Annotated in this window: 1 protein-coding gene; it reads left to right on the top strand. The window is 40.1% G+C overall.

Translation table 11 applies throughout. The features are described 5' to 3' along the window. Positions 1-217 (top strand): DUF1542 domain-containing protein (locus FD18_RS06040; RefSeq protein WP_157053610.1); only part of this gene is annotated, 217 nt, incomplete at both ends.

A 217-nucleotide genomic window follows, 5' to 3' on the forward strand; every position in this document is an offset into this window, starting at 1 on the left:
AAGCAGTAACTGAAGCTCAAAATGTTGCAGATCAAGCCATTGATAATGCAACAACAAACGCAGCAGTAACTGAAGCTCAAACCAATGGCGTGAATGCAATTGACGGTATTAAAGTACCAACTGAATCAACAGCTAAAGAAGCAGCTAAGAAAGCAGTAGCCGACGCAGCAACTGCAAAGAACAATGCAATTGATTCTTCAAACTTAACAGATGAAGA

Source organism: Lactobacillus taiwanensis DSM 21401 (genome assembly GCF_001436695.1).
Lineage (GTDB): Bacteria > Bacillota > Bacilli > Lactobacillales > Lactobacillaceae > Lactobacillus > Lactobacillus taiwanensis.